Origin of the sequence: Coprobacter fastidiosus (genome assembly GCF_030296935.1) — a bacterium.
Classification (GTDB): domain Bacteria; phylum Bacteroidota; class Bacteroidia; order Bacteroidales; family Coprobacteraceae; genus Coprobacter; species Coprobacter fastidiosus.
The window spans coordinates 1,474,249-1,492,182 of record NZ_AP028032.1 but is presented as its reverse complement, the minus strand read 5'-3'; the positions used below and the strand labels follow the sequence as shown (position 1 = coordinate 1,492,182).

Genomic DNA, 17,934 nt, shown 5'->3' with positions numbered 1-17,934 from the left:
AAAATATGCGCAAGATTGATATTTCTGTATTGAAAGATAATGTTATAGATCTTATCGGAAAACAATGGATGTTGATTACGGCTGGAAATATAGATCATTATAATATGATGACGGCCAGTTGGGGGACAATTGGATTTTTATGGGGTAAACCGGTAGCTTGTGTCGTTATACGCCCTCAGAGATATACGCTTGAATTTGTCGAAGAAGAAGAATGTTTTACTCTCTCTTTCTTTAATGAGCAGTATCGGAGTGCCCTTAAATTGTGCGGTACGAAATCGGGAAAGGAAATAGATAAAGCGAAAGCGGCAGGTATAACGCCTTTTGAGCCTTCCCGGGGATGCGTTGCTTTTAAAGAAGCACGATTAATTTTTAAATGTCGGAAGTTATATTGTGATCAATTACGAGAAAATTCTTTTATTGATAAATCTATTTTGGAAACTTGGTATCCTTCCCGAGACCTGCATAAAATATTTATTGGAGAAATAGAAGAGGTCTGGGAAGAATGATCTTAATTCGTTAATTGTTGTGCAGTTGCTGAAGGGTCTTCGTTTTTTTCTTCAATAACCATAGACAGTACTGTTTGTAGGAATTTTATTTGTTCTACAGGCAAATTTCTGGCTATGGTTTCTATCATTATAGCAATTTCTTCAAGTGTGAAAGTTGCGCCCCCTGTAATCGTATGCGATACTTCACTGAAGAAGATACCATAATTGACATGTTCTTCTTCACACTTTTGTTGTAAAGCGATGGCCAGCTTTTTTATCTCATTCATAATGCCGGTTTTTGTGGTTAAAATTTTTTTATCTGTTTATATCGGGTGATGATAAATCTTTAAAATTTTGTATATTAGTTATTGCAAAACTAACAAAATAGTTCTCTGCTTTTGCACAAATAAGTACAAATTTATCGATTAAATATTATTTTAACATGGCTGTGACGAAAAAAATTGTCTATTCCGGAGATAAATTCAGGGAATATTTAAACCGGCATAAGATAACTTATCAAGAAGCTTCGCTACAATTAGGTATAGATAAGAATACGATCGGAAAAGCAGTCAGAGGTGGTAACCTGAATTTGAATGTTTTATTGACGATTTGTAATTTCTACGGTTTAGATATTTCGGAATTTTTTAAATCAGAAACTCTTTCCGACAAAAATAGCGGAGGATATCCTGCTTCGGTATCGTTGTCCGATCTTTCCAAGACTGTTCCTTTTGTTGCGGAAGAGGTTGCCGGATATATTGTCAAGAATGGAGTTACTCCGGAAATAGAAGAACTGATTCTTTCGAAAGATAAAGAAATATCGTTGTTGAAGGAAATGAACAACTTGTATAAAGAGCGACTTGATCTCTATCAAAAGAAATTATTTTCTATCTGATCCTATTTTTGTAGTTTAAAAATTCGGATAGACAGAGGAGTTTTCTCTTGTTTTTGTTCGGTATATTCTGCGAAATCTAAATATTATATCCTAAATAATAGAAATTATAAGTTAATTAATATTAAATAATTTATTTGCAAGAGGTTCTTTGAAGTCTCGTTGGAAATAGAATAAAAAGGTTTTCAAGATAGTTTTAGGAAGACATTTTATTTTTCTCCTATATAGATAGAACATATTCCGAAAGTCAGTTTTTTGCAGTAGGTTTTGGAAAACCCGGCTTTATGAAATATTTTCAGCATTTCTTCTCCTTGCGGAACGGCAGCGATCGATCGGGGTAGGTATGTATAGGCTTGGCTGTCTTTGGTAAACAGTTTTCCCATTAATGGGATAATATGGAATGTATATAATCGGTAAAGTTGTTTGAATGGAAAATGTTCGGGGGTCGAAAATTCGATCACTACCAATGTACCTCCGGGTTTCAATACCCGATACATCTCGGAATATCCTTTTTCCAAATGTTCAAAATTGCGAACGCCGAAAGATACCGTAATCGCATCGAATGTATTGTCTGCAAATGACAGTGAGAGACAGTTCTCGCAGAAGAACTTTATTTTGTCATTGAGATGGTATTCATCTATTTTTTTGCGGGCTATATTTAGCATTCCTTCCGACAGGTCTATTCCCGTAATACTTTCGGGAGAAAACATTTTTTCCATGAGCAGAGGCAAGTCTCCCGTGCCGGTAGCAATGTCGAGTATTGTTTTGGGGCGATATGCTGCGAGCCGTTTCATCGCCGCACGTCTCCATTGTTTGTCTATACCGAAAGTCATCATTCTGTTCAGCATGTCGTATGTCGGGGCAATTGTGTCGAACATTTGCCGGACTTGAGAACTTTTTGACTCTTTTTTATTATAGGGAAGTATCGATTCTGCTTTGTATTTATCCATAAAAAGGATTATTTGAAAAAATAATATTGAAAAGCAAAAGCCGAAGAACGTGTTTATCGGCAATTGCTTTTCATTGTATGATTTATTCCGGCATTTATTGTTTGTTTAAAAATTCCGTGACATTATGCTCTATACGGGCGGCGACATTCTCGGTGTCAGCTTTGATAAATTTTTCACCGACGATATGTTCATAAAGTTCTATATACCGTTCTGAGACGCTTTCGCAATATGCAGGAGTCATTTCCGGCACTTTTTGACCTTCTTTCCCTTGAAAACCATTTTGAATAAGCCATTGACGGACGAATTCTTTAGAAAGCTGTCGTTGTTCTTCGCCTTTGGCAAGACGTTCGGCATAACCATCTGCATAAAAGTAACGAGAAGAGTCCGGAGTATGTATCTCATCAATCAGGATGATTTTACCGTCTTTTTTTCCGAATTCATATTTTGTATCGACAAGAATCAATCCTTTCTCGGCTGCCATTTCAGTACCTCTCTTAAATAATGCCTGTGTATATTTTTCGAGTTGTTCGTAATCTTCTTTTGACACAATACCCTGAGCAATGATCTCTTCTTTCGAAATATTTTCATCATGGCCTTCATCAGCCTTGGTTGTCGGAGTGATGATCGGAGTTTCAAATTTTTGATTTTCTATCATTCCTTCAGGTAAAGTAATACCGCATAATGTTCGATCTCCGGCTTTATAAGCTCGCCATGCGCTACCGGTCAGATAACCTCGAATGACCATTTCTACTTTAAACGGTTCACAGCGAACGCCGACAGTAACCATCGGATCGGGAGTTGCGATTTTCCAGTTCGGGACAATGTCTGAAGTCGCATCAAGAAATTTTGCGGCAATTTGATTCAATACTTGTCCTTTGTAGGGAATCCCTTCTGGAAGTATTACGTCGAAAGCGGAAATTCGGTCACTGGCGACCATTACCAACAGTTCGTCGTTGATATTGTACACATCGCGTACTTTCCCGTGATATACACTTTTCTGACCCGGAAAGTTGAAGTCTGTTTTTACCAAAGCATTTTTCATTTCTGTAATACTTATTATGTTGTTATAGTTCTTTTTTTTCTATATTTATTTCGGGTATCGTTGCAGTTTTTGTTTCTTTTTTTTGTTTTTCTTCAAACTTTTCATAAGCCTCGACAATTCGTTGTACTAGTTTATGTCGTACGATATCTTTCTTCCCGAATTCTACTTTTCCGATTCCCGCCACACCTTTCAATATTTTTATAGCTTGAACCAAACCGGATGTCTGAGAGGAGGGGAGATCGATTTGGCTCATATCTCCGGTAACTATCATTTTTGCATTCATGCCTAATCGTGTAAGGAACATTTTGATCTGGTGCGTCGTAGTATTTTGAGCTTCATCGAGGATGATGACGGCATCGCTCAAAGTTCGTCCCCTCATAAATGCCAGCGGGGCTATTTGTATGACGTTGTTTTCCATTAGGTCTTTCAATTTGGCTGCGGGAATCATATCTTGTAGAGCGTCATAAAGAGGTTGTAGATAAGGGTCGATTTTATCTTTCATATCTCCCGGAAGAAATCCCAGTTTTTCTCCTGCTTCTACTGCGGGACGACTTAGAATAATTTTTTTTACTTCTTTATTTTTTAATGCCCGAACCGCCAAAGCTATAGCTACGTACGTTTTTCCAGATCCGGCAGGGCCTAAAGCAAATACAAGATCGTTCGTTTCGAAGGTTTTTACCAGTTTTTGTTGGTTTTCGGTACGTCCTATGATCGGTTTTCCGTTTACTCCATGTATAATGAGATGTTCCTGTTTTACCTCAGTAGGAGTTTGTCCTTTTATAATGTCGATAATAATTTCTTCATTGAGGATATTGTATTCTGCACAATATTTTTCAAGCTGTTTTATTTTACTTTCGAAAATCGCCGTTTCATTTTCATCTCCGATTACCTTGATAACCATTCCTCGTGCGGTAAAACGTAGTTTCGGAAATAAAGTTTTTATCAATTGTATGTTGCAGTTGTTGATTCCGTAGAATACAATCGGGTCGATGTTTTCCAAAATTATTATTCTCTCGATCATCCGGTAAGTTTATCTTCTCTATTAAAATTGTAATTTATTGTATATAAATGGTTTTGTGATATACGACGATTGTTTCGAATAACACGGGCAAAGGTAATAAATAAAGCATATATTTCCGCATCTGTAAAAGTAAAAGATGAGTAACAGAACATATTATTATCTTTGTATTGTTATAGTAACAATTAATCGAGGAAATATGGCATGGATTTATCTTTTTTTAGGAGGTTTGTTTGAGATAGGGTGGCCGCTCGGATTTAAATTGGCTCATGGTTCGTCAGGTAAAATCTTATGGATAACATTCTCGGTGTTGTCTATGGCTTTGAGCGGTTTGTTTCTTTTTATGGCTCAGAAAACAATTCCGATCGGTACGGCTTATGTCGTTTGGACAGGAATCGGTGCTGTCGGAACTTTATTGATTGGCATATTCTTTTTCAATGATCCGGCTTCGTTTTGGCGGTTATTTTCTGCATTTCTTGTGGTTGCCGGAATAATCGGCATAAAAATAGCCTCTTGATAGTTTGTGCCTGTCGGAATTTTGCTTGATTCAGGTTTGAGGGGGGCTTTTGGGTGTTTTTCTGAGAGAGAAACAGGTTATCGAGTAAAAACGCAAAATAACCTAGTGATATTTTTTATTGGAAAACTCAGACAGGTCTTATATAATTTTATTTCGTTTTGGAGCAAAATTGAATTTGTATTCAAATTTTAGGAAATGTTTGTATGTTAGGAGTGTTGGGTTTAAGTACCGCGGCTGCTGGGATAAACTATCCCAGCAGCCGCGGTACTTAATTTTTTATATTCTTAAAATAAACTCCAGGCGACAGTAAGCCCTGCCATGACAATTGCGACCATACTCATGAGTTTGATCAGAATATTTAAGCTTGGGCCTGAAGTATCTTTAAACGGATCTCCTACGGTGTCGCCTACGACGGTAGCCTTGTGAACCTCACCGCCTTTGCCTCCGAAATTGCCTTCTTCAACATATTTTTTTGCATTATCCCACGCTCCTCCGGCATTTGCCATAAAGATAGCAAGAACAAAACCTGAACTGAGTCCTCCGATTAATAGTCCGATGACTCCCGGAACTCCGAAAATAAGTCCGGTCGCAATGGGTGCGATAATTGCCAATAATGAAGGAAATACCATTTCTCGTTGAGCACCTTTGGTAGAAATTGCCACACAACGGGCATAATCCGGTTCAGCTTCTCCGGTAAGGATACCTTTTATTTCTCTAAATTGTCTGCGAACTTCTTCCACCATGTGTGCTGCAGCTCGCCCCACAGCATTCATTGTAAATCCACAGAAAAGAAATGCCATCATAGAACCGATAAAGATTCCCGACAACACTTTGGGATTCATTAAAGTTACGTCATAGTAATACATAAAATCTACGAATGTAGCTTTATGCGTTTCTATCATACTTCCGTCTGCAAATATAAGAATCTCTTCTCCGATGCGAGTCAGACCGATGCGTATTTCCTCGATATAGGAAGCCAGTAACGCTAATCCGGTCAGTGCTGCCGATCCGATGGCAAAACCTTTTCCTGTGGCGGCAGTGGTATTTCCCAATGAGTCGAGAGCATCGGTACGTTTCCGCACTTCTTGACCTAATTCGCTCATCTCTGCATTTCCTCCTGCATTATCGGCGATAGGTCCGTAAGCATCGGTCGCTAAAGTGATACCTAATGTCGAGAGCATTCCTACTGCAGCAATTCCGATTCCGTAAAGTCCCATAGAGATATTTGCAAAGTCGAATCCTGAAGCGAACCAATAGGAAAGAATGATGCCGAGAACTACGGCCAATACCGGTATGGTTGTGGATACCATACCTAAACCTATTCCTGAAATAATTACGGTAGCAGGTCCGGTTTTACCGCTTTCCGAAAGTTTTTGTGTCGGTTTATAAGATTGAGATGTGTAATATTCTGTAGAACGCCCTATTATGACGCCGACTAATAGTCCTATCACTACGGCGCAAGATATGTATATCCAGTTTTCAAGTTGTAAAGCCCATAAAATCAGAAATGTAGCTGCGATTATCAATATTGAACTGAGGTTTGTCCCCAAAGAAAGAGCTTTGAGAAGGTCCTTCATTTTTGCATTTTCTTTTGTTCTTACGGAAAAGATTCCGATAATAGACAGAACGATACCTACTGCGGCGATCAACATCGGTGCAATAACGGCTTTAAATTGCATATCTATATCTCCGCTACCGATAAATGCCGCCGCACCGAGTGCTGAAGTTGCCAGTATCGAACCGCAATAAGATTCGTACAGGTCAGCTCCCATACCGGCAACATCGCCCACATTATCACCTACGTTGTCAGCAATAGTCGCCGGATTACGCGGATCATCTTCAGGAATTCCTGCTTCCACTTTTCCCACGAGATCTGCACCTACGTCAGCAGCCTTAGTATAAATACCTCCACCGACACGAGCAAATAGAGCTTGGGTAGAAGCACCCATTCCGAATGTCAGCATTGTCGTGGTTATGATACATAATTTATTTGCCGGATTTATTGCGTCAGCCGGAATACAATAGTCGAGAAGAATATACCAGAAAGAAATATCGAAAAGACCTAAGCCTACAACGACAAGTCCCATGACAGCTCCGCTACGAAAAGCAACGGTCAATCCTCCGTTCAGAGAAGTGCGTGCTGCATTTGCCGTTCTTGCAGAAGCATAAGTTGCTGTTTTCATGCCTAAAAAGCCTGATAATCCGGAAAAGAAACCTCCGGTCAGAAAAGCTACGGGCACCCAAGGATTTTGCAAATTAAATCCGTATGCCATAATAGAAAAAAGGATTACTAGTCCCAGAAATACCAGTCCTACAACTTTATATTGCTGTTTGAGATAGGACATAGCGCCTTTGCGGACATGTGAAGCAATTTTTTGCATTGTTTCCGTACCTTCGCTTACGTGCATCATTTGTTTGTAGAAATACCACGCTAAAATCAGGGCGAGGATCGAAGAGGCTGGGATCAGCCAGAATAGTGAACTCTCCATTGTGCTTTCAGATTTAAAGATTATTTTCTAAAAATATGAATTTCAGCTAATAAAACAAACTGAAATCTACTAAATTATTTTAAAGGAAAGAATGTTACAATGGAAATGTTGGAATTGTAGTGTTTGTGTTTTCAGAGCCTGCCTAAATTTTTCTATGAGAATACATATCTTCTATCTTCCTGAATCATTCTTCGATCTGTTTTTTTCTGTTTTTATTCATCAGATAGTTCGCTATCTGATGAATAAAAACGAAGAAAAGGACCGAAAAAACACAAAGATGATCTGATAGTATTTTTTTATTGGGAAATTTAAACAGATTCTTAGTAAAAGATTATTTATTCAATATATCTTTTTTCATTCGGGCAATATCATCCAGATAATCTTGAAGATCTTGTTCATGATCTTCTTCTTCCGCTAAGATAAATTTTGCCATGTTACAGGTAGTAAAGTCTATTCCTTCGGTAAATGAGGCTATATCTTCGTAACGTTTTATGGCGCATCGTTCGGCAATTACGTTTTGAAATAGAATTTTCTGAACATCGAAATCATCGGGAGCGCTGTATTGACAGCGTGCCAGTTCAAACCATTTTTTTGGATTTAATACCGGAACGCCTTCCAGTTCTATAATTCGGTCTGCTACGAGTTTAGCGTGTTTATATTCTGCTTCGGCATGTTTTTGCAGCTCTTTTTGAATTTCGGCTCGCATAGCGCCTTCTGCCACAAGAGCTCCGATCCAGTATTGATAAAAAGATAGCCATTCTTCAGATAGCGCAGCATTCAGTTGTTCCAATACTTTGGAAACATCGATTTTATTCTTTAAAATTTCAAGACTTCCTTTTGCCATAATTTTTTTACATTAAGTTTGTTTGTCTGCTACGTAAAACAATCGATGGCAAGCATCGTTTATAGAATAAGGAATTCTTAACAGTAAAAAATAGCTCTCCTGAGTATCTGAAGTTCGGGAGAGCTATTTGGAGGACTTTATCTTATTGATATCTTATTTCTTCTTTTTCCCGAATAAACGGAAAATTTCACCGATCCATAAGACTAATGATGTAGAGCCGATGATCAGTAACCAATCTTGCCATGAGAGAGGAACTGTACGAAATACGTCCCCTCCGAATGTGACGATAAAAAACTGTCCTATGATAATCAATAATGCAACAGTAATAAATCCTGTATCATGCAGTAATCCGTTAAAGGCCGATTTCCCGGTTGCAAAGGCTTTAGCATTAAATAAATTCCAGAATTGCAGCATTACAAAAATAGTGAAGAAGCAAGCGAGGTCGTGACGGTTTATTTCTCCTTCTGCATTGGTGAAATAGTAGAGTAGTCCCATTAAAAATGCCACGAATGCCAATCCTATCCATAATATTTGATTTCTCATAGGAGGGGTAACGATAAATGCCTCGTTTTTGCGGGGTTTGTCTTTCATTACTTCTTTATTCGGCGGTAATGAAGCCAGGGCTCCGGCGGCAAAAGTGTCCATAATGAGGTTGACCCATAGCATCTGAGTCACCGTGAGAGGCAATTCGTGACCGAAGATCGAACCTAAGAATACGATTACCAGTGCAACGACATTAATTGTAAGCTGGAATAAAAGAAAACGCTGGATATTTTGGTATAAAGAACGTCCCCACATGACTGCTGTCGCAATACTTTTGAATGAGTCGTCCAGTAATGTTATATCACTGGCTTCTTTTGCGACAGAAGTACCAGTTCCCATAGATAATCCTACATTGGCATGGTTCAGAGCCGGAGCATCATTCGTTCCATCTCCGGTTACGGCGACAATTTGTCCGTCTTTTTGAAGCAGTTCTACTAATCGTTGTTTGTCCGTCGGACGTGCCCGGCACATGACTTTCAGTTTCTTTACCCGTTCAAAAGCTTCATCATCCGGCAGTGCCTCGAAATCTGTACCGGTAATGATATTCTCATCCGTATCTTCCGGTTTCCAGATTCCGATCTGACGGGCAATTTCCCGTGCTGTCGCAGTAGTGTCTCCTGTGACGATTTTGACCTGAATACCAGCATTTAAGCATTCGGCTACGGCAGCCGGAACATCTTCTCGAACAGGATCTGAAATTGCAACAAATCCGAGAAATATGAGTCCGGTATCGGCTAATTCAGGAATAGGTTGGTCGTTGTCCTCATTTATAATTTTATATGCAAACCCGAGAGTTCGCATAGCTTGATTTTGGTAAGCAAGCAGTTGCTCCTCTATCTGTCCTTTATATTCCGATACGGGTTTTTCTCCTTCCGGAGTTTCTACGGTCTTGCATTTTGAAAGTACGATTTCAGGTGCACCTTTCATATATAGCACTTTTTTACCGACAAGAGGTGAGTTTACAAGAGTTGCCATATATTTGCGCTCGGTAGAAAATGTCAGTTGTTTATCGACGTGGGCATTTTCACGCAAAGGAGCATACTCTATACCTTTATTGTGCAACCAGAGCAGTAAAGCTGCTTCGGTGGGGTTACCCATTGTCGATATTTTTTGAGGATCGGAGTAATCTAAAAATGCTGTGGAGTTGGCGGCAATACCTTCTTTAATAAGATTGCTGGCAGTGTTGTCTGTCAATTTTTGATTTTTCAAGGCGAAGAAATTGCTTTGGAAGACTCGCATTTGGTTTTGGGTGAGAGTTCCGGTTTTATCGGTACAAATAACGGTTGTTGCTCCCATTGTTTCACAAGCGTGCATTTTGCGTACCAAATTATTGGTTTGCAACATTCGTCTCATACTGAGAGCCAGACTCAGTGTTACACTCATCGGTAATCCTTCAGGGACAGCTACGACAATTAATGTTACTGCAATCATAAAATATTGTAGTATTCTGTTAGCTTCTTCAATATCGATCCATGAAGATGAGTTCAGCGGATTTACACCGAATAATACACCTATGCTACAGAAGATGGCGAAGATTATTATACCGAATATAAGCCATGTTAGCCATCCGAAGCGGTTAATGCAGCGGGGAAGAGGTTTTTCTTTTCCTGCGAGAGAAAATGCATCGTACAGAATCGGTACCCAAACTTTGGATAAAGCAATGATTCCCCCTGCCATAACAGCGCCCAATAGCCCGAATTGTCCCCATGTGATGGGGTGAGTTATCAGATCTTTAATAAATAGAGTTCCGAAAGTAAGGATAGCTAAAGCAAAACCTGCGACACCGATAAATTTTGCCAGCCCGTTTAATTGACGGTTTAGCGGAGTTTCTTCTCCGCTGATTTCTGTCGCTTTTTCGGCTACTTGTCCGTATTGAGTGGCATCGCCTACTTGCTTTACCTCCATAATGCCATGTCCGTCAAGTACTTTTGTTCCCCTCATCACCCAGTTAGAGGGATAGGTTGCTTCTGAATCGAAATCTTCGGGATTCGTGGTTTTGTCGATCATCAATTCTCCGGTAAGGCAAGACTCATCTATTTGGAGAGAGATAGCTTCGAGTAATTCTCCGTCTGCAGGGACTTCTTCTCCTGTTTCGAGTAAAACTATGTCTCCGACGACAATATCTTTTTTAGGAACTTCTTGAAGATTTCCGTTCCTGATTACTTTTATCATAATATCGTCGTTTACTTGATTCAGAATATCAAATTTTTTGTTTGCATCCATTTCAAACCAAAACGCAACGCCGGTTGCTAAAAATATAGCACAAAATATTCCGATTGTTTCAGCATATTCGTTATGAATGAACGAAATACATAATGATAATAATGCTGCGATGAGTAAAATACGGATAATAGGATCTTGAAATTTTTCGAAAAAAAGTTTCCAAAGAGGAGTTTTTTGAGGTGGAGTAAGCAGATTGCTTCCGAATTTTTCCCGACTTTCCTTCACTTGTGCATCGGTAAGTCCGGAATAGTGTTGTTTAACGTCCATTGTTTGATAGTTTAATATAAATAATTTATCGGGTACGAATATAACATTTTAAAATGGAATAGAGTTAGAGCCAGTTTAAATTTTACTCGGGGCAGATTTGAAAGTTTCTTTCGGAAATGTTTTGTCGCTTTTAACGAGGATAATAGCGAGTATCTGACAAGTGAAAATGGGAAAACAGACTGGAAGGAATCACAAAAATAACCTGATAATATATTTTTATCGGAAAATTTAAAATAGCTTCTTATCGTATTATTTTCAGTCGTCTATTTCGGATATAATAAAAAATTTCTACTTCTTTTATCTCTTTTGAGATTTTAGGTAAACTTACTATTACGGTATTCTTAAACGATTCGGAAGATTTTTTATTCTGTTTCGAATGAAATTTCAAATAAATTCTATATCGAAAGATTTTCATTATGACAGTGCATAATAATGGATGCTGAAAGGGTAATGTAATTATTAATTTAGATCAAATGTAATAGTGTATTAATAGCAAATTAAATATTAAACAGATTGATTACTATGCTATTATAAATAAAAAAAGAGGCTTTTTCTCAAAAGTCCCTTTTTAAAGGTTTTCAATAGGTATTAATTTTTTAAGGTAAAAAAGATTGTTCTAGGTTAATGCATGCAAAGATGTACTTTTTCCTGAATCTCGCAAAAAAAATATATATGTTATATAACCTATTTTTAAGTGTCTTTTATACAATTATATATAATTAATTTTCTGTATTTTAGTGCTATATATATAAAAAAATGTATCCTTATGGTGATTAAAAATTTGCTTAAAAACGAATTATTTTCTCTTTTGGAGCTTTAAAACTTGTGCAGATCGAGCCGGCAGATACAATCTCAGCCACTCTTTCTTTTCTTTTTTATATAGAGGATCTGGAATCGTGAAATGCTCGATTGATTCGTCAATCAATCCGTATCCTCCGAATGTATAAGAATCGGTATTTAATACGGTTTTATAGCTGCCTTTGGGTGCTAATATACCGTAATCGGTAAAGGATTTGAACGGATGGAAGTTGAATATGAATAATAGATCTTTTCGCATAAATGCTAAAATCTGGTCTCCTCCGTTGTCCCATAATTTGATGATGGGACTTTGTTCAAAATGTTTTACATCTTTTACCAATTTGATCATTGCCTCGTCAAAGTTTCCTAAATATTCGTATTTAAGATCTTTTCTATCAACAAGACTCCATTGTCTGCGGGCATATTTATAAGACCAACCGTTACCTTCTCTCGGAAAATCGATCCATTCGGGATGACCGAATTCGTTTCCCATAAAATTCAGATAACCTCCATTGATAGTCGATAAAGTGACTAATCGTATCATTTTGTGCAGAGACATGCCCCTGTCAACGGCCATATTGGTGTCGTTTTTCATCATGTGCCAATACATTTGATCGTCGATAAGTCTGAAAATTATTGTCTTATCCCCGACAAGAGCTTGATCGTGACTTTCTGCATAATTGATGGTTTTTTCGTCAGATCGTCGGTTGGTCAGCTCCCAAAAAATTGCAGAAGGATTCCATTCCTCATCTTTCTTTTCTTTGATTATCTTAATCCAGAAATCGGGGATACCCATAGCCATACGGTAATCAAACCCGATACCTCCGTCTTCTGTTTTCGCAGCAAGACCCGGCATTCCGCTCATCTCTTCGGCAATCGTTATTGCATGAGGATTAACTTCATGAATTAATTTATTTGCCAAAGTAAGATACGTGATCGCATTTTCGTCTTGTCCTCCGTCGTAATAATCATTATAACTGCCAAAAGCTTTTCCTAATCCATGATCGTAATAAAGCATCGAGGTGACGCCGTCGAAACGGAAACCGTCGAATTTGAATTCTTCAAGCCAATATTTGCAGTTGGATAATAAAAAATGAATTACCTCATTTTTTCCATAGTCAAAACAAAGAGAGTCCCATGCAGGGTGCTCTCTTCTGTGATCTCCGTAAAAAAATTGGTTGTAAGAACCATCGAAACGCCCTAATCCTTCGACTTCATTTTTTACCGCGTGAGAATGTACTATATCCATGATTACGGCTATGCCCGAAGCATGAGCTTCGTCTATCAGCTGTTTCAGTTCGTCAGGTGTGCCGAAACGGGAAGAGGGTGCGAAAAAACTTGAAACGTGATACCCGAATGATCCGTAATAAGGATGTTCCTGAATAGCCATAATTTGTATAGCATTGTATCCGTCTTTTGCGATGCGTGGGAGAATTTTTTCTCGGAATTCGTTGTAGCTGCCTATTCGTTCTTCTTCTTGTGCCATACCTATATGACACTCGTAAATCAGTAAAGGGGAGATTTGAGGCTTAAATTTTTTTTTCTTGAATTTATAAGGCCTCGAAGGTGACCATACTTGAGCAGAAAATATGTAAGTCTTTTTATCTTGGACAACTCGAGTTGCCCATGCAGGTATGCGTTCACCATGACCGCCATTCCAATGCATCGATAATTTATATAAATCGAGGTGCTTTATTTCTCCGGTTTTTAGTTTAAGCTCCCATACGCCGTTTTTTAGTTTTGAAAAGCGATATTTAGTATTCTCTTTCCATTCCGAGAAATTTCCGATCAGGAAAATATCTGTTGCATTAGGAGCCCATTCTCGTATGACCCAACCTTGCTCTGTTTTGTGAAGCCCGAAATATAAGTATCCGTCTGCGAAATCAGATAAAGATTTGCCTTTTCCGGCCAGTTCTTTTTCTTTGGAAACCGAAAGTTGAAATCGATGTTCGATATCCGTTTTATAAGGTTCGAGCCAAGGATCGTTTTTTATTAAATTGAGAGAATCCATAATATCTTGTATCTTACTTAAAGTGGTAGATAGAATAAAGTTGCAGGAGAATCGTAAAATATCGGTATTACAAAGGGCAGATAAAACGTAATGTCGACTTTTTTATAATTAACTATGTCCAGATTCGGACATAGTTAATTATAAAAAGTGTTTCTATGTTTCGGTATTTATATACGTACTTTAACGATAACTTTTTTGAAGTTTCCTTCAGCGATACCGGGAGCATGTCCGTCTTCAGGAAAGAATATGGCAAATTCTCCGGGTTGCACTTGTATGTAGGTTGTCGGGGTATCAGCAAAGAATGTTATGTCTTTTTCCTCATTATAAGGTTGTGTTATCTTTTTCAATTCTTTTGTCGCTTTCCAGCCCATTGTTTCAGTTGTGGTCAAAGGCATCTGTATGTCGATATATTTATTGTGAGTTTCCATTTTAGCAGCATCTTTACTTTTTCCCACAGGTTCTGCTATGGAAACATATAAATCATCTCCGTCGAGAACTATTTTCCCGGCTTCTTTGGTAGAGAAATCGGTCGATTTTAGAAAATCGAATGCTTTTTTAAATAATGGGTGCAACTGTTCGATCGAAGCTGAGTTGCTGAGAGAATCTAAGATCATGATGTTTGTTTTTTAGTATCTTAATTTAGCAATCGGACATCTTGTTTTTTGTCCGGAACTATGCAAATTTATAAAAATATTTGAGATAAGCCTTGTTTTTCCTGATCTTTTATTATCTACTTGCATGTTATTAATTTTTCATTTAAAAGCGATCGGTAAGGGTTGGGTAGGGGTGTATCCGCTTCGGATACGCCACTCTTGTGGATATAAATTGTTTGCTCTGTTTCCGAGATTTTTTGCCCACCCTAATGGCATTCCCTCGAATGTCAGTAGAAAATAATCACGTTCATTGCTTTGCAGTTGAAAAGACTCTCTACGCAAATAGGATAGAGCCGTGTTTAAAGGTAGCTCTTCTTCCGGAAAAATGTTTCGATTCAGGAATGTTGATAAAGCTAATGCATGTTCGGGAATATAGTCTTTTCCTTTGGCGTAAGCCAGAGGAATTCCTGCATGTATAACGTTTGTCCGGGACTCGAACAGGGGCAGGTCTTCTGAATATTCTGACGGAAATGCGAATATCGAATTTGCGTTAGAACTGAAAAAGAACTTTTCATTGTTTCTGATCCATGATCTGATATTATCGGGAATAGAACATCCATTCCGATTCTTGTTCTTTTTTGCTGATATTCTATTCTGTAGCCTCTCTCTTGGAATAATATCTTCGCTCTCTGATTTGCGGAATACGGTCATGAAAAGACCTTCTCCCTTAGTAACATGCGGCATAAACCGGTAGCAAGGAACAGTACCGGTCAACTCTTTATGGATACCCCATTCCGGATCTGTTTTTACCGGTAGAGGTGTAGCTCCCAATCTATTTTGTATATAATCGGCTATGAGTTCGTTCTCATCGGTGTTGTAGGTGCAAGTACTGTATATCAGTATACCACCGGGACGTAAAGCATCCCAGATATTGTGCAGTATTTCTTTTTGACGTTCCGAACATAGTCCGACATTCGATGCAGACCACTCTTGTACAGCCACCGGATCTTTGCGAAACATGCCTTCTCCGGAACAAGGAACATCGGTGAGAATAACGTCGAAATAGTGTTTCAGTGAATTGAACGTCGCCGAGTCGTTATTCGTGACGATACAGTACGGATTCCCCCACTTGATAATGTTCTCTGCAAGAACATGCGCACGATTGCGGACTATTTCATTGCAGACGACCAGACTGCCTGCGGGCAGAGCTGATAAGGCCAATGTCGTTTTTCCACCGGGTGCGGCACATAAGTCGAGATAACGAACTGGTCGGGTAATATGCTGCCTGATGACGTGATCGAGAAACATGGACGAAGCTTCTTGCACATAATAAGCTCCGGCATGGAATCGAGGGTCGAATGTGAATGCGGGACGATCTTGCAGGTAATAACCGTTTTTGCACCAAGGGACTTGCTCTTGTCCGGATAATCCGGAATTGGTTTTTAAAGGATTTAGCCGGATACTTATCGGAGATTCTTCTCGCAGAGCTTTTTCAAAAGCCGGATATTCGTCTTTCAATAAATTTTTTGTTCGGTCGGTAAAAGCAAGAGGTAATTCCATGTCGTGTTTCTGTTATTTGTACAAAATTACATACTTTTCGGATATAAAGAAACGGTTTTGCATTTATGATAAGTGCCGGGAAATCTTTACCTTTGTCGCAAAGAGTATTGTATCTATGCATTCAGCAGCACTTTATCTGATCCCTGTAACATTGGGAGACACGCCGGTAGATCGAGTATTGCCGGTTTATAATAATACGATAATATCCGGTATCTCTCATTTTATAGTGGAGAATATCCGTACGGCACGTCGTTTTCTAAAAAAGTCGAATCCGGAAATCAATATAGATTCCTTGACATTTTATACATTGAACGGACATACACGTCCTGAAGAGGTTTCGGATTATCTGACGCCATTAGCGGCAGGTTTTTCCGTCGGAATTATTTCGGAGGCCGGATGTCCGGCAATTGCCGATCCCGGTGCGGATGTCGTGGCGATTGCCCAGCGAGCCGGATATAAGGTAGTTCCTTTAGTCGGTCCGTCATCTATTTTGATGTCGTTGATGGCTTCAGGATTTAACGGTCAAAGTTTCGCTTTTCACGGCTATTTGCCGATAGATGCGGGAGAACGGGCTCGGATGCTTAAGAATCTGGAACATCGTATCTATGCCGAGAATGAGACGCAGATATTCATAGAGACACCTTATCGGAACAGTCGCATTATAGATGATTTTATAAAGACATGTAATCCTCTCACTAAATTGTGTATTGCAGCGAATATTACGTGTGAAGATGAGTATATCCGTACCTTGACATTAAAGGAATGGAATAAGGTAAAGCCTGATTTGGGTAAAAAGCCGTGTATCTTTTTACTTTATAAATAGTTTGGCAATCCTCTTTTTTTGACGCAAAAGAATTATCTTTGTAGACTTCAAAGACAAAAAGAGAGTTTGTAGATGAATTTACGTTTTTTGAGCCTTGCCAGCGGAAGCAGTGGAAATTGTTATTATCTTGGAAATGACGAATATGGAATTCTGATCGATGCAGGTATAGGCATACGCACTATAAAGAAGCACTTAAAAGAACATAATATCCCGTTTGAAAATATTGTCGGTCTGTGTATCACTCATGATCATGCCGACCATATAAAGTCTGCAGGTTGTTTGGGTGAAAAATATTTTATTCCGGTATATACGACAAAGGAAATTCTTGCCGGAATGAATCGCAGCTATTGTATGACCGAAAAGATTTATACGGCATGTCATCCTATCTGTAAGGAAGTTCCTTTTGAGATTCGGGATTTTAAGATTACTTCGTTCGAAGTTCCCCATGACGGTACGGATAATGTCGGTTATTTTATAGAATACGGAGACCGAAAATTTGCTTTTGCCACAGATCTCGGACATATTCCTCCGGGTGTGGCACACTATCTCCGCAAAGCGAATTATTTGGTTATAGAGGCGAATTACGATATTGAGATGTTGACCCATGGGACATACCCTCCGCATTTGAAACAAAGAATTATTAACCCGAACGGTCACATGAGCAATGCCGATACGGCCGAGTTTTTGGCTCGGAATTTTACGGAAGATATGCGATATATTTTTCTTTGTCATTTGAGCCGGGAAAATAATCATCCCGAATTGGCCTATAAAACAGTGGAATATCGTCTTTATCAGGAAGGAATACGTGTGGGAAAAGATGTTCAGTTAGTTGCTCTCAAAAGAAATCATCCTTCAGAATATTACAATTTCGAATAAAATTTT

The 17,934-nt window shown here is 38.8% G+C and carries 15 protein-coding genes; 5 read left to right on the top strand and 10 right to left on the bottom strand.

The window, feature by feature from the left end:
* Nucleotides 1–5 precede the first annotated feature (5 nt).
* Nucleotides 6–506, top strand: coding sequence for a flavin reductase family protein (locus QUE35_RS05885; protein WP_022390173.1), 501 nt, complete (start codon nt 6–8; stop codon nt 504–506).
* Between the two features lie 2 nt (nt 507–508).
* On the opposite strand, the gene QUE35_RS05880 is transcribed toward QUE35_RS05885, so the two are convergent.
* Nucleotides 509–772: a hypothetical protein gene (locus QUE35_RS05880; protein WP_022390172.1), complete on the bottom strand. Its 264-nt coding sequence runs from the start codon at nt 770–772 to the stop codon at nt 509–511.
* A gap of 155 nt (nt 773–927) precedes the next feature.
* Here QUE35_RS05880 and QUE35_RS05875 point away from each other — a divergent pair, with 155 nt between their 5' ends.
* Nucleotides 928–1,377, top strand: a complete 450-nt coding sequence (locus tag QUE35_RS05875; RefSeq protein WP_009318763.1) for a helix-turn-helix transcriptional regulator — start codon at nt 928–930, stop codon at nt 1,375–1,377.
* A gap of 206 nt (nt 1,378–1,583) precedes the next feature.
* Here the strand turns inward: QUE35_RS05875 and ubiE are convergent, their stop codons facing one another.
* From ubiE to QUE35_RS05860, 3 genes are all read right to left on the bottom strand, one after another.
* Nucleotides 1,584–2,324 carry a bifunctional demethylmenaquinone methyltransferase/2-methoxy-6-polyprenyl-1,4-benzoquinol methylase UbiE gene (gene ubiE, locus QUE35_RS05870; protein ID WP_022601661.1) on the bottom strand — a complete coding sequence of 247 codons (741 nt, stop codon included), beginning with the start codon at nt 2,322–2,324 and terminating at the stop codon, nt 1,584–1,586.
* Between the two features lie 94 nt (nt 2,325–2,418).
* Nucleotides 2,419–3,366, bottom strand: coding sequence for a phosphoribosylaminoimidazolesuccinocarboxamide synthase (locus tag QUE35_RS05865; RefSeq protein WP_022601659.1), 948 nt, complete (start codon nt 3,364–3,366; stop codon nt 2,419–2,421).
* 22 nt (nt 3,367–3,388) lie between these two features.
* Nucleotides 3,389–4,387 carry a PhoH family protein gene (locus tag QUE35_RS05860; RefSeq protein WP_009318766.1) on the bottom strand — a complete coding sequence of 333 codons (999 nt, stop codon included), beginning with the start codon at nt 4,385–4,387 and terminating at the stop codon, nt 3,389–3,391.
* 196 nt (nt 4,388–4,583) lie between these two features.
* Here QUE35_RS05860 and QUE35_RS05855 point away from each other — a divergent pair, with 196 nt between their 5' ends.
* Entirely contained in the window at nt 4,584–4,901 is a 318-nt protein-coding gene (locus tag QUE35_RS05855) for a DMT family transporter (RefSeq protein WP_009318768.1), read from the top strand.
* A gap of 284 nt (nt 4,902–5,185) precedes the next feature.
* Here QUE35_RS05855 and QUE35_RS05850 read toward each other — a convergent pair whose 3' ends face one another.
* The 6 genes from QUE35_RS05850 to QUE35_RS05825 form a co-directional block, all read right to left on the bottom strand.
* Entirely contained in the window at nt 5,186–7,390 is a 2,205-nt protein-coding gene (locus QUE35_RS05850) for a sodium-translocating pyrophosphatase (RefSeq protein ID WP_122329709.1), read from the bottom strand.
* Nucleotides 7,391–7,721: 331 nt separating this feature from the next.
* Nucleotides 7,722–8,234, bottom strand: a complete 513-nt coding sequence (locus QUE35_RS05845; RefSeq protein ID WP_022602066.1) for a ferritin-like domain-containing protein — start codon at nt 8,232–8,234, stop codon at nt 7,722–7,724.
* A 153-nt stretch (nt 8,235–8,387) separates the two neighbouring features.
* Nucleotides 8,388–11,267 (bottom strand): calcium-translocating P-type ATPase, PMCA-type, encoded by a 2,880-nt coding sequence (locus QUE35_RS05840; RefSeq protein ID WP_022602065.1) that lies wholly within the window; start codon nt 11,265–11,267, stop codon nt 8,388–8,390.
* A 796-nt stretch (nt 11,268–12,063) separates the two neighbouring features.
* Nucleotides 12,064–14,076 (bottom strand): alpha amylase C-terminal domain-containing protein, encoded by a 2,013-nt coding sequence (locus tag QUE35_RS05835; protein ID WP_022602064.1) that lies wholly within the window; start codon nt 14,074–14,076, stop codon nt 12,064–12,066.
* Nucleotides 14,077–14,243: 167 nt separating this feature from the next.
* The gene (locus QUE35_RS05830; protein ID WP_122303946.1) at nt 14,244–14,690 is read right to left on the bottom strand and encodes a NanQ anomerase/TabA/YiaL family protein; all 447 of its coding nucleotides are present in this window, start codon (nt 14,688–14,690) and stop codon (nt 14,244–14,246) included.
* 138 nt (nt 14,691–14,828) lie between these two features.
* The gene (locus QUE35_RS05825) at nt 14,829–16,229 is read right to left on the bottom strand and encodes a methyltransferase RsmF C-terminal domain-like protein (RefSeq protein WP_022390866.1); all 1,401 of its coding nucleotides are present in this window, start codon (nt 16,227–16,229) and stop codon (nt 14,829–14,831) included.
* Between the two features lie 115 nt (nt 16,230–16,344).
* Here QUE35_RS05825 and QUE35_RS05820 point away from each other — a divergent pair, with 115 nt between their 5' ends.
* Together QUE35_RS05820 and QUE35_RS05815 are read left to right on the top strand one after the other, a co-directional pair.
* Nucleotides 16,345–17,052, top strand: a complete 708-nt coding sequence (locus QUE35_RS05820) for an SAM-dependent methyltransferase (RefSeq protein WP_009318777.1) — start codon at nt 16,345–16,347, stop codon at nt 17,050–17,052.
* Nucleotides 17,053–17,124: 72 nt separating this feature from the next.
* Nucleotides 17,125–17,928, top strand: coding sequence for an MBL fold metallo-hydrolase (locus QUE35_RS05815; protein ID WP_009318778.1), 804 nt, complete (start codon nt 17,125–17,127; stop codon nt 17,926–17,928).
* Nucleotides 17,929–17,934: the final 6 nt, after the last annotated feature.